The sequence below is a fragment of the Ignavibacteriales bacterium genome, assembly GCA_015709675.1.
In the GTDB taxonomy this organism is placed as follows: domain Bacteria; phylum Bacteroidota; class Ignavibacteria; order Ignavibacteriales; family Ignavibacteriaceae; genus H2-BAC3.
The window spans coordinates 1,686,761-1,700,049 of the sequence record CP054182.1 but is presented as its reverse complement, the minus strand read 5'-3'; the positions used below and the strand labels follow the sequence as shown (position 1 = coordinate 1,700,049).

Annotated in this window: 5 protein-coding genes; all 5 read right to left on the bottom strand. The window is 44.7% G+C overall.

Annotated features, from left to right (window positions below; translation table 11 throughout):
* Positions 1-8 precede the first annotated feature (8 nt).
* The 5 genes from HRU80_06320 to rfaE2 all read right to left on the bottom strand — a co-directional run bounded on the left by HRU80_06320 (position 9) and on the right by rfaE2 (position 13,288).
* Positions 9-2,693 (bottom strand): response regulator, encoded by a 2,685-nt coding sequence (locus HRU80_06320; protein QOJ28508.1) that lies wholly within the window; start codon positions 2,691-2,693, stop codon positions 9-11.
* A gap of 249 nt (positions 2,694-2,942) precedes the next feature.
* Positions 2,943-6,098: a PD40 domain-containing protein gene (locus tag HRU80_06315; GenBank protein QOJ30476.1), complete on the bottom strand. Its 3,156-nt coding sequence runs from the start codon at positions 6,096-6,098 to the stop codon at positions 2,943-2,945.
* A gap of 22 nt (positions 6,099-6,120) precedes the next feature.
* Positions 6,121-8,238: a ribonuclease R gene (gene rnr, locus HRU80_06310; GenBank protein QOJ28507.1), complete on the bottom strand. Its 2,118-nt coding sequence runs from the start codon at positions 8,236-8,238 to the stop codon at positions 6,121-6,123.
* Positions 8,238-12,812 carry a hypothetical protein gene (locus HRU80_06305; GenBank protein QOJ28506.1) on the bottom strand — a complete coding sequence of 1,525 codons (4,575 nt, stop codon included), beginning with the start codon at positions 12,810-12,812 and terminating at the stop codon, positions 8,238-8,240. The genes rnr and HRU80_06305 overlap by 1 nt, the downstream gene beginning before the upstream one ends.
* The gene (rfaE2, locus tag HRU80_06300) at positions 12,809-13,288 is read right to left on the bottom strand and encodes a D-glycero-beta-D-manno-heptose 1-phosphate adenylyltransferase (protein QOJ28505.1); all 480 of its coding nucleotides are present in this window, start codon (positions 13,286-13,288) and stop codon (positions 12,809-12,811) included. The genes HRU80_06305 and rfaE2 overlap by 4 nt, the downstream gene beginning before the upstream one ends.
* Between the last annotated feature and the right edge of the window lies 1 nt (position 13,289).

The following is a 13,289-nucleotide window of genomic DNA, read 5'->3' as shown; positions in this document are numbered from 1 at the left end:
ATAATCAATCAGAGCCGGTTATATTTCTTGAGAGCGGCAACCATCGTTTTAATAAGATAGCGCCGGTCTATCGGCTTTGCAATATATGCGTCAAAACCAGCCGCGGTGATTCTGCTCACATCCGCCTTCATAGCAAAAGCGGTTTCAGCCAGAATCGGCACATTCTCATACTGAGGATACCGTGTCAGAATTTCCTTCCTGAGCAGAATGCCGTCCCATGGCGGAGGAAGCCCGATATCAAGCAGGAGCAGATCGTAGGTCTGCCCGGTGGCCGCCCGGCCTGCAATAAAATCCAAAGCTTCATCACCGTTAACCGCAATATCGGTTTTTGTCAGATTTCTGAATGTTATCTGGAGCATCTTTGCGCATCCGGGATCATCTTCCACGATCAGAATCACAGGATTGAGCTCCGTGAGCATCACCAGCTCGGTAGAAACCGCAACAAGTGAATTGCCCAGATTAACCTTGGCCGATTCCTTCTTTTCAGGGACCGGCAGATAGACCGTGACCGATACACCCGTCTCCGCCTTTGAAAGTACTGAAAGTTCACCGTTCATCTGCTGGATGAGATGCTGAGCGGGATATACGATAACACCGAGTTTGTACAGTTCAGGATATCTTTTGGAAGTTTCACCTGCCATCGGCTTAAACAGAAGCGGAACTAACTTTTCATCTATCCTGATTCCGGAATCCTTAATACGTATATACGCTTTTCCTTTAGCCCCGTCATAACCCGTCTCAACGTTAATGGTGCTTTCAACCGGACTGTCGTAAGAATTCTTTATCAGTGCAAGGATCAGCTGATACAGTTTTTTCTCATCAGCGAGAACTTCAATTTTTGTGCTGTAAAGGAAGTTCAGCCGGATTTCTTTTTTGCTGCTACCCCCTTTCACGCTTTCAAGAGTTTTGGAGAGCAGTTCAGAAAGAAGAACGGTGTTGATCTCCAGTGCCATTGGCTGGCCTTTTGCTGTTTCAAGCGAAGGACCAAGTTCCAGCACCTCCATCAGATGTTTGCCGTTATTCAGTATCTGATCAGCGATATTGAGGAACTCCTCTTCGCTTTTATCCTTAAAATGTTCTCTGATAATTTCAGCAAATCCGATAATACCGTTAAGGGAAGTTCTCAGATCATGCTCTTTAGGAGTGCTTGAAGTCTGGCTGAGATTGGATGATGTGGAAATCTGATTTTCAACAATCATGGCGTGAAGCTTAGCTTCACTCTGATCTTTGATGACGCAGAATATCGTAAATGCACCGTCAAACTTTGAAAGCTTCAGTGAGATTTCCGTATTTACCACACTAATGCCGTTTGCATGCATCAGCCGGAGTTCTGCCGCTGAATGGGTTCTCTCTTCAGCCAGAAGAGTGCGAACGGTATCTTCAAAAAGCTTGCGGTCTTCCTTTACCAGTATTTCGTTAAAGTCGGATCCTATCACCGCCTCTGCTTTCATCTCAAGAAGACTGCAAAAGAACTCATTCGCGTAATATATACGATGATCGCGCAGGGCAATAATGCCCAGATTGAGATTTTCCGTAATTGCGCGGTACTTGGCGGAATCAAGCCTGAACTCATTTTCCCGTTCTTTCCACTCCGAAAGATCGGTTATAGAGATGAGGATTGCCGCAAGGTTACCGCCGGACTCAACTTTGTTTGCTGAAACTGCAGCCATCTTTTCTTTTTTATCTTCACTCCGGTACTGATACACTTCAGTCCAGGATGAATCAAGTTCAAGCCCTATAGCGACCTGCTGGGCGGTCAGCCCCGGAACCAGATCGGGAAGGAGGTCATCAATACTTCTGCTTTTAATCCCCTCTCCCCATCCAAGGAATTGCTCGATTCCCTGTGAAACCAGCTCAATGCCCCATGATCCGTTCAGGAGTATATACTGACTGGCCGAACTGCTGATAAGCTGCTTCAGATTCCGGAGTTCACCTGCAAGTGCTCTTTCACGGGTTATATCCGCTACATAAAGAATCAGCTGCTCCTGGCTGGTGGTAAGCACCTGAAGCATGAGCACCCGTTTATCAGCACCTGATCCGGTTGTGAATTCATAGAACTCAAAACCTTTGCCTGTTAATTCTTTTATTTTTACGACATCGCCGCTGTTCAGGATATCATTCAGGTTCTTTTCGAAAAATTCCGGCGCAGGATAAGCAAATGGAGAATCGGGGGAAAGATAACGTTCGATATAATTCCCCTCCTTATCGTAAAGAAGAATCAGAGAAGGGGAGCTTTTCAGGATTCCGCGGGCTGCTTCTTCCTTTTCCTTTTCAAGAGCCAGTTCGGTATCCGCGAGATGCTGCCGCTGTTCCATTGACTTTCTCTGACTGATGTCATCGAATATGCCTTTAACTGATTCACTCAGGGTACGGAATTCTTCGTTGGCCAGCTGTGAAGATATACGGTGTTTGAGATGGTAATGAACAGGTTCATCCGCAAATATGAATACAAACGGATAAAGAGGGTTCTTTTTCCGCGTAAGAGCCAGGGCTGTCAGGCTCTCATAAGAACTCTGACGGTAATTGATTAAAACCGCCTCCGGTTTAAACTCGTCAAGCGCATTAACGAAATCCGTAAGGGTTTTAACCGGCTTAATTTCCGGTATCAGACCACGCTCGGCCAGGCCATCTGTTAGAAGGCTCAACGACCGGAGATCGTCGTCAAAAAGAAGGATTTTAGCGACAACAGACATTGATTGTCATTCTTAAAAATTAAAATAAAAATATTTTACCTTATAATAGAAAATAAAAAAATCCGCCAATATTAACTCATAAGAACTGAAAGCCGGGGGGTATTTTAAAGAATAAATGAGGTAAATCGCATAATAACAAGGCGAAATACAAATAAAGAGGGAGGAGTCAGGTGATGCCTCTGACAAAAAGAAAAAGCCCCCGGCTGCTCCGTTTTCAGGCGGCCGGGGGCTGAAATTCTTTAGCTCAGATCAGAAATCCGCGCCCAGGGAGAAATAGAACTTTGGCTCAGAAAAGCCCTTCACGTCATAAGCCCAGGCCACGTCAAACCGGGTAAGGAAGTAAAGGAAATACATCCTGGCACCAACTCCCGTTCCCATGAGCAGGTCTTTTGTGATCGTCTCCCCGCCTGCATCCTTGGTAAATAATTGGAGATTCCGTTCCTTGCTCCATGCAGTACCGGCATCAAAGAATGCCACACCCTGCACGTTTCTGAAAAGTATTGGCAGCGCTCCGGTCAGCAGATAGCGGATAAGAGGGAACCGGTACTCAAAATTAAACAGGGTATAACGTGTACCTATTTTTTCAGCATAATTATATCCTCGGAGCGGAAGTGCACCGGTCAGAAAAGCAAAATCTGACGGTGACTCAACAGGAAGTTCACCCGTTGCAAACTGACGGTTTATCCAGTTTTCCAGTCCCCCAAGGAAAAATCTCTGCGGATTTTTACCATCCGAGTAGGCGCCTGAAAAACGGAGCGCAATTGAATAATCCGTCCAGAATCTGATATAGTTACGGTAATCAGCGGTAACAGAGAAGAATGAATATTTATCTAGAGATAGTGCATTCCCGAAAGTCTCAAAACGGTATCTGGTTCCTTCAATTGGAGCTGTATATCCGAAAATGGTGTTATCATGAACAAAGCTGAATGATGGAATCAGAAATGTGCGTTTCTGGCTTTCCTCAAAAAGATTATCAAGGTTTTCAGACGTAACATTCAGCAGACTCAGGCCGCCGTCAAAGCGGTAATAACGGCTTAACGGATAACTGAATGATGTTGACATTCCATAGTTTCTGAACCGGAAAAGATTCAGCGCCGTTCCGAACCGCTCAAGATATACAAACCGCGCTGTATGGAATGCTTCAATGCCTATATCCATCCTGTTCGGAAGATAATAATAGGCAAGTCCATAGTCGCTGTTTTTCAGATCAATCTGAAGGCTTGTCTGCCCGATAAGGCGATGATTACCCAGAACATCACTGAATGATATTACCGTTGTTCCCAGCAAACCGTAGAAGGTACTGTAACCGGCGTTTGCATAAACTATATCAGGAGAGAAAGTAATTTTATATTTATTCACCCGGTAATTACCGTCAGCATCCAGATTATCAGTAAGCTGAAAATTTTTATTCTCCTTCTGAACTGAATCCGGTTTAAAATAGGTATTCTCACCAAAAATGATACTGCTGGTATCTATCCGGAGAGAGTCTCCTGCCGTGGTTGAATCCACCACCTGGCCGGTCACGATTTTCACATCATCTTTTTTTATTTCAGATGAATCTTCAAATTCAATCTTTTCTTTTTCTGCCGGACGCACTCGTATGCCTTTGAGTTCAGCCATATAATTGGTCGGCTCAAGTTTTGTCAGATCGGTCTGCAGTTCAAAAGGATTATTCATTGAAAAAATATTGTACGATGCCTGATACATGGAACTGAACACCAGCTTTTTTGAGTCCGCAGAAAGGGAAAGCTGATAAATACCGTTCATGGAATTGGTCAGGGGCGAACCCTCCTCACTGACGTAGGAGGAATCATTGGTGAACGCGACTTTTTTCTTATATATATTATTGATGCCGTTTTTATCGGAAACATACAGAAGATGGGTTCCGTCGGGTGAGGGAACCGGGCTTGATTCATCGCTCAGCGTGTACCCGGTTAATCTGAATATCTGTTTGCTGCTTACTTCGATTGCATAAACATCATTCTGGAAGCCGGTTCTTTCCTTCAGGGAGTTTCCGTTGCCTGTGCTAACATCATTCCCCCGGTCAGAAACAAAGAAGACATACCTGCCGTCCGAGCTCCAGTGAGGATCGTTGTCCGTATAAATATCAGAAGTAAGATTTGTTAACTGGTTCGTATTCAGATTATAGAGGTAAATATCAGACTGATCAGCAGAATGAGCTGAAATAGCCAGATGAACGGAATCCGGCGACCAGTGTATGCTGGCTACACCAGCAAACTTATGAGGCAGAACCTCGGTATCACCGGTCTCTGCGTCAATGATATATATTACATCATATCCGCTGCTCTTTGCGCCGAGAGCGATGCTTTTATTATCCGGCGACCAGGTAAGGCCCGGAGTAAGGATATTCAGCTCTTCAAAATCAGCGGAACGGTTTCCCTTAACGATTCTTCTTACATTCTTCGGATCACTGACTTCCATCAGATAAACATCAAAAAAGAAATCACGGTTGGAAATAAACGCAATCTGCCTGCCGTCGGGAGAAATAGCCGGACTGGTATTATAAAAGCCTCCGTCTTTTCTCGGGTCGGTAAGCCTCTTCGCGAATTCATCCGGATCCTTATACTTTGCGATATCCGGCCAGAACTCACGCTTCACATCCTTGCGCCACCGTTCATTAAACTCTTCGAACTTCAGCCCGAGCGTTGCCTGAAGCCCTTCTTCAAAACTGCCTTTGCTCTTAACACGGTTAACCAGCTCCCCTACTTTTTCTTCCCCATATTTCCGGGCGATATAATTAAACACACTCTGTCCTCCGCGGTAGGCAAAATATCCGTCGAGCTGAGGTATATTCGGCAGATATTCACTATTGGCTGCATCACGGATGAACATATCGGTATCAGTATCCCATCCGAGGGAGAGATATTCAGCAAGTCCTTCATTAAACCAGAGGGGCAGACGTATGCTGATATTGTTTGATATAATATTCTGAATTGAACCGCCGTAGAACATATCATTAATAACAGCATGCACCAGTTCGTGATGGATCACATGACGGAACTGTTTATATGAACCGGTAAACGGCACAACAACACGATTCTTAAAAAGTTCGGTGAATCCGCCGATGCCTTCACTCAGATACTCATCAGTAACATTGGTCTCCTGGAAATCATTCTGTGAGTTATACAGAATAAAGGTAATCCGGTTATTGATCTTAAAGTTGAGTTTGGATTCAATCTGAGCCAGAGCATCCTCAGCAGCTTTGGCTGCAAACTCCGCTATCTTTGCCCCTTCAGGGGAAAAATAGACGTCAAAATGCTGAGACTGGATATATATCCACTCAAATTCCTTATACTGGACTTTGTTCTGGCCGAACTGCCCGAAAAGCAGAGAATGAAAGAGAATGCTTAAAAGCAGTCCCTGTTTAATATGGAGTATCTTCATCATATAACAGTAATTTATTCTTTTAATTCTGCAACTTGCTTACCGGAAGGAAATCCATTTCCATCCGTTCTGTATCCACACGCACCAGTTTAACCTGCACCCTGTCCCCAAGGCGGTACTGCCTCTTGCTAAACCTGCCTATCAGGGCGAATTTCTTTTCGTCATAAAAATACCGGTCATCCTCAAGATCCCGGAGCCGGAGCAGTCCTTCAGCGAAGGTTTCTTCCAATTTAATAAACATACCGTAATTGGTAACACCGGAAATTATTCCAGTAAAATCCATTCCGACTTTTTCCTTCATGAATTCCACCTGCTTGATCTTCACTGAATGACGCTCGGCCTCGGCAGAAGTTCTCTCGGTACCGGAAATATGCTCACAAATTGATTCAAGCCGCTTTTCCATAATCTGCGGTTTCTGATCATGAAGATAATCAAAAAGCATCCTGTGCGCCACAAGGTCAGAGTACCTTCTGATCGGAGAGGTAAAATGCGAATAGTGCTGAAATCCAAGACCAAAATGCCCGATATTCTGAGCGGAATATTCGGCCTTGGCCATGGAACGGATACCAACCTCATTAATCAGACTTTCCTCCGGCTTTCCTTTGGCTGAAGCAATCATTTCGTTCAGCAGCTTCGGAGTCACTGAAGAATACGGGGGCACCTTAAAACCCAGCCCCTTAAGCAGATTCACGAAATCTTTCAGCTTTTCTTCATTCGGCTTATCGTGTACCCGGTATATAAAGGGGAGTTTTTTGCCCCTGCCGGTTTTCTTTTTTATATACTCCGCCACCAGTTTATTGGCAAGGAGCATAAATTCCTCAACAAGTTTATGGCTTTCCTTGCTCTCCTTCAACAGCACCTCAACCGGTTTCCCCTGATCGTCAAGCCGGAATTTCACTTCGGTACTGGAAAAATCAATACTGCCGTTTTTCATCCTCTTTTTCCGCATCTGTGAAGCGAGTTTGTGCAGGATGAGCAGTTCCTCTTTGCAGTCTCCTTCGGCACCTTCAAGGATTTGCTGAACCTCCTCGTATGCAAAACGGCGCTTGCTCCTGATAACCGATTTAGAGATGAAGTAGTTCACCAGACGTGCAGAGGCGGTCATTTCCACCACAACTGAAAATGTCAGACGGTCTTCATCAGGAACCAGTGAGCAGATGCTGTTGGAGAGGTTTTCCGGCAGCATCGGGATCACTCCTGAAGCCAGATAGGTGCTGTTGCCCCGTTTTTCAGCTTCCTTATCAAGTTCAGTTCCCTGATTCACATAGTGCGACACATCCGCAATGTGGATCCCGACTTCATAGTTGCCGTTTTCAAGCAGCCGCACTGATAGTGCATCATCAAAGTCCTTTGCGTCATCCGGGTCAATGGTGAGTACCAGATGATCGCGGAAATCTTCTCTCCCTTCATACCGGTCTCCCGTTATTGGCGGCTGATATCCTTCCGCCTCTGAGATCACTGATTTCGGAAACACATGAGGGATTCCGAACTCCTCGGCAACCATCTCCAGTTCTCTGCGAAAGATCTCTTTTCCTGTGGCAACACTGCGGACTTTGCCATGCGGATTAAGCTTCGGGTTTTCCCATACGATTTCATGCAGCACCACTCTGCTGCCCGGTGCTGCTCCGTTCAGATGTTCCGGGCTGACGTATATATTCCTGGTTATCTGCGATATTTCCGGAACCACATAAAAGTAAGCTCCCTCGGCATGCAGCGTTCCGGCAATCTCCTGCCACTTTCTTTTAACTACCCGGATAATCTCCCCCTCTACATTTTTTCTGCTCCCCTTCTGCCGGGCCAATATCTGAACCTCAACCTTATCACCAAAAAAGGCGGTATGGAGATTTCTTTCGGCTATAAAAATATCACCTTTGATATTTTTATCATCCGGTATGACAAATCCAAAACCGCTCCGGTTTATTTCAAGGGTTCCTGTTAGCCGGTTCGTAATCACCCCTCTGTTCAGGCGGAAACGTTTCCCCTCCCTGAGCAGATACCCTTCAGTTGTCATAGTGTGTAAAACTTCTTTCAGATGCTGGTATTCATGCTCTTCATGCAGATGCAGTTCATCAGCAAGCTGCCTGGCTTTAATTGACCTGCCAGGATTACTGTTAAAAAAGGCGATCAGACGTTTTTTCATTAAAATTCAAACCTGTATTTCAGACCAAGCTCGTTGATCATTTCATTTGTGTAATTGGTTTCCGTTGATGATTCCCTTCGTTCTATCCGTATCAGAAAATTCTGAATGATCGGGTATTCGATCCGGACATTGGCTGTAGAGAAATCCTGGAAAACATTTGTTGATCCGCCAATAGTATATCTCAGGTCTTTGTATTTTCCGCTGAGGTTAAATTTAGTTGCAGCTCCTACGTTTCTGAATTCAAAAGAACGGACATAGTCCCCCAAATAAGCCGTAAGCAATCCGCCAAGAAGTGAGCCGGCAACAGAGGTAGCATCAACTCCCAGAAACTGCGTTGTTTTGGTTTTTTCCTGCGCCGTAAGATCGTTCTTAAACTTTCCGGTAACAATAAACCAGATTGCATCAGCTTTATCATACTCCGGTGACGGGGTATTATTGTCAATATTAGTCTTCCCCTTGTAGACGGCTATGTTATTTTCCATCTGGGTGAAGGTTTTAGAAAGATCACTGAGCGGGCCCTTCAGTATAACTTTTACCGCAACTTCTTCCTCCTTAACCGTTGCCGATGCTGTATCGGGAGGAGTATAGTAATCTTTATATAACGCAGTGATATCTAAATACGGATTGGTAATTTCACTTTCGAATCTGAGTTTACCTTCTGCGTTAAAGGTTTTAATCAGTTTCAGATTAGAGCCGTCCTGCAGTTCAAGTTCTCCCTGAATGCTCTGTATTCCTTTTCTTCGTTCAATAATGAGACCGCCGCCCAGCCGCGCAAGCAGACTCTGGTTTGCTTCCGCTGAAAAAACGAAATTGATTGATGCCTCGGTTTTAATTTCTATGCCGACATTAAAATCAAAATCAGCCGCCGCCTGCTGTACCGTACCCGTGCTTCTGCGCCTGATACGCTGTGTATTAAGAAGATCCTGAATTTCCTGATCGCGTCTGGTGATTTCAGGGTTATTATCAAAATATTTATATATAAAATTATCCGCCGAGCTTGAATACGCTGACTGCGTTGGAGGGAAAATCAGATTTCCTTCGGTCACCAGAATGGAAGCAGACAATGCAGATACTCCCGCGGCGCGGGTGAAGGTAACCGGCCCTTTGGTCTCGAGGAATAAATCTCCGTAAACAGCAGGAAGCACGGCACGTGAATCTTCGGAAAGGACGGAAAGATTTCCGTTAAAGGTAAACAGCATTGAGTCAACACTGTATCCATCTATATTGATCCTGCCGCTTCCTTCCATGGTCCCTTTGTTTTTAACTCTTCCTGCATTGGTAAGGGTAAACCTGTCCAGCAATATATAATTTCCGTCAAGCTTCATCTTAACGGTTGCTTCATAAGGAAGATTATTATTCTGGAGAACGAAATACCCTTCTGATACATTAAAATATCCGGTTTTTTCCAGATTGGCATAATTGCCGGCAATGGATACATCAGCATTCAGGATACCGCGCAGTTCATTCAGAAACGGCAGCGAATTACCAAACGCGGCAAGATTAAACTCATCGGCAAGCAGACGGAGGCGCACCGGTTTATTTTCTGGCAGACGGTCCCCTTCCGCATTAAGCGCCAGATCAAGCGGGAGGAAAGCGCTTATCTTTAACCGGGCATTTTCAAAAGTATTCTTCAGATCAATAAACCGCAGATCGGCCTTTAACAGTTTATTTGAGTAATCAAAGAGTGACTTGAGAGAGCCAAAATTTCTTCCCTGATAAGTCACGCTGTCCGCTGTTACGGTAAACTGCGCGCGCGGATTATTAAAGCTTCCTTCAATGGAACCGCGCAGATTCATGTCAAAATCCACTCCCTCTTCAGGCGGCAGTCCCAGAATAGCGTTGCTCAGGTCATAACCGCGAAAATTTGAGATAAGCAGATCTAAATCCTGATAACCATCCATCTGCATCAGACCGTTAACAAAGAGACGGGTATATCCTCTGCTCAGATTAAAGTTATTAAACCGCACAGAGCTTTTCTGAATACCGATACTCATCGGCTGCTGATTCCGGACTTCAAAATCATTGTATGAAAATTCAAGCCGGCTGATGTCAAATTTGATGATAGAATTGGTAAGATCAACTTCTGACTCTAACCCTGCTGAGAGTTTTGGCGCCTTTGACTGCAGACCCGCTGCCAGAGAAAGCTTCTCATCTTTGATTCCCGCTTTTACGAACAGATTATTGTATTCGGTGCCGATATATACTCTTCCCGCGCTGGCGTCGAGCGAAGCTTTTACCGCGCTGATTCCGCTTTTTGCGTTATCCTGTTTAAAGGCGAAATCAATTTCGGCATCAGATACAAAATTAACCTCATCTCCGTTCCACATTCTGAAGAACGGAAGAGCAACCCGGGAGGTGAGTTCGAATCCTTCCTTTTCATTTTTTATCGACCCGGTTACTTCCCCTTCAAAGGTAGCATCACGGTTTCGGAGAAATATCGCAATCGGACGAAGGTCAACAGAATTAATGGTGTATTTCACATCAAAAACCGGGTACTCAGCAGGAGGGGCAGCATCGGGTTTGGTCAGCCGTTTTTGAAAATTCTTCTTTATATCCGTGCCTGCCTGTTCAACAATCTCCGCGAATTCATCTGGGAAATAGCGGAGAGCAAGTCCCTTAAACGTTGCGACCAGAGTGTCAACATGCCTGACAATTTCCATACCCGCATCAGCAATGTTTACTTTCCCCTCAATCACTACCTTGCCGACTGATGATAACAGCTCTAATTTCTTGTAAGAATCCTCCTTGGAAGTAATCTTTAGAGAAGCATAGATATTCTGCAGCGTGTCATCCATGAATTCGGACTCCTGCAGATTAACCTTTAAACTTCCGTTAAGTTTTTCCAGATCAAAACTGCTCCCCTCGGCATCTATCTGAAAGGTAAGATCGGATGAGAGCGCGCTTGAGTCAGGTATATATCCCGCAATATCCAGATTCTTATAATCAAGATTCAGATTGTAGTAGGGTTCCTCATCCTCCGGAAAATAAGTACCCAGAGTCAGCTTAAACGAATCAGGATCCGCACTGCCCGAGGTTTCAATCAGAAGACTCTGATCCTTAATGCTTCCCCTGAGAGTAATCTGCTCAAACCTCTTTCTGCCAATAACCGATGAGAACAATTCCCCCTCCATCGCCGCGGCCATGGAGTCGGGATCAAACGAACTTCCATTCCCTTTCAAATTCACATTCAAAATCAGCGGATAGCCCGTCAGAGGAGTAATATTCATATCACGGAGTTCTGTTTTCACCGCGTAGACTGGCTGCGGGCCGTTGATATTAAGATCAAAATTAGCACGCACTTTTCCCTTTTTTACCCGCAATGACGCATACGTTTTAAAATCCCAGGGAGTTCCTTTATAGGAAATGGTATCAATACCTACGTTATCAAAGTACTCCATTTTCGGGATAGGGTAGAGCGGCAGTAGATAAGGGACATCCGTTTCAGAGATAAACGAATTCGTTATCGCAGCATCTATGGTAAGCAGATCGGGATTGGTAAGGTTATAAAGCATTCCCTGAGTTTTAAGCAGGGTATTCCGGTAGGAAAGATCAAGCTTTTTTACTTCAAGCTGGTCAAGTGTGCCTTTAGCCATGATGTCGCCGGCTAATTCCCCTTTAAGCATATCCACGGACGGGAGAAAGGCTCTCAGATCATCAAAGTTAAATTTGGAAGCATAGAGACCGAGATATATCGGTGCCGCTGAAAATACCGGAAGTTCAAACTCACCAAAGAAATTAAAATCCGCAAGTATCATGTTAAGTGAAAGATCTGAACGGGTTGTCCGCAAATTGAAATCACTCAGTACCGCGCCATTGGTATCAATACGCGCCCGCACACTCATATGCTCTACATCCAGTCCGGCAATGTTCGAACGGAAAGCCAGATTTTTTATTTCTGCCTCGTATGAGTTCCTGTCAATATCAACTTTACTGTTTAAGGAGAGCTCAAGATCCCTGATCTTTACATCATTCAGGTTGAGAGTATCATACTCTGAACTGAATTTTCCGGAGCGGAAGTCGGTATAGGTAAAATCCACTCCGCTCAGATCAAGTCTTTCAAGAACGATTGTGAAGGGAAAATCTGATTCTGTTGTATCTTCTTCGCTGGCAGGAGGAAAAATTCTCGCGAAATTCAGGGTGCCAGAGGAATCAGTGCTCATTCTGATATCAGCATTCTGAACGGTTATTTCTTTTATTGCAATTCTTTTCTGAAATATCCTGAAAGGAGAAATGCGGACTGCCACAAGCCCGGCATAAGCAGCAGTATCAGTTTTCTCCGTCAGCAGCACGTCACGGAGTTCAATTGATGTAAACAGTGAACCCTCAAGACTGCCCACGCTCAGCTTTCCGTTAGCGGATTCATTAACCGCGTCAACGATATATCCGAGGAGTATTTCTCTGAACGTTGAGGTCTGGCTGGCTGAGAGGAGTATGAGGAAAACGGTAAAAAAGAAAACAAAGATGCCGATAAAGAAGTTTACGCTTTTATGAAAGCGGCTTCTTATCCGTTCAATTTTTTCAATACCTTCTTTAACGGTATTTTTAATATCATCGGCAATCTTATGATCACTCAACTCTTGTATTTATCCAGTATCGTCTTAATAATATTCGAAGTGGAGGTAAAATTGATAAAAGGTATCGTTTTAACCTCACCGCCGTTGGCCTCAACTATATCCCTGCCGGCAATTTTCGAGATGTCCCAGTCGGCACCCTTCACCAGAATATCGGGGACAATTTCACTGATGAGTTCATACGGCGTATCTTCTTCAAACAAAGTTACAAAATCTACCGCACGAAGATTAGCCAGAATAAATGCCCTTTCTTCCTGCGTCACAATTGGCCGCTTCTCACCTTTAATCCGTTTTACTGAGGCATCTGAATTCAGTCCCAGGATGAGTGCATCTCCGAACTTCCTGGCCTTGGAGAGGTAGTCCACATGACCGGCGTGCAGGATATCAAACACACCGTTGGTAAACACAACTTTCTTATTTTGTTCCTTAAGCCCCTCCCTCACCTTTTTAATTTCATCACGGCTGAGCAGTACTGACATC

Bases quoted from the DNA above. Each gene is read 5' to 3' on its own strand.
- rfaE2 (QOJ28505.1), bottom strand. From the start codon at position 13,288: ATGTCAGTACTGCTCAGCCGTGATGAAATTAAAAAGGTGAGGGAGGGG.
- rnr (QOJ28507.1), bottom strand. From the start codon at position 8,238: ATGAAAAAACGTCTGATCGCCTTTTTTAACAGTAATCCTGGCAGGTCA.
- HRU80_06315 (QOJ30476.1), bottom strand. From the start codon at position 6,098: ATGAAGATACTCCATATTAAACAGGGACTGCTTTTAAGCATTCTCTTT.
- HRU80_06320 (QOJ28508.1), bottom strand. From the start codon at position 2,693: ATGTCTGTTGTCGCTAAAATCCTTCTTTTTGACGACGATCTCCGGTCG.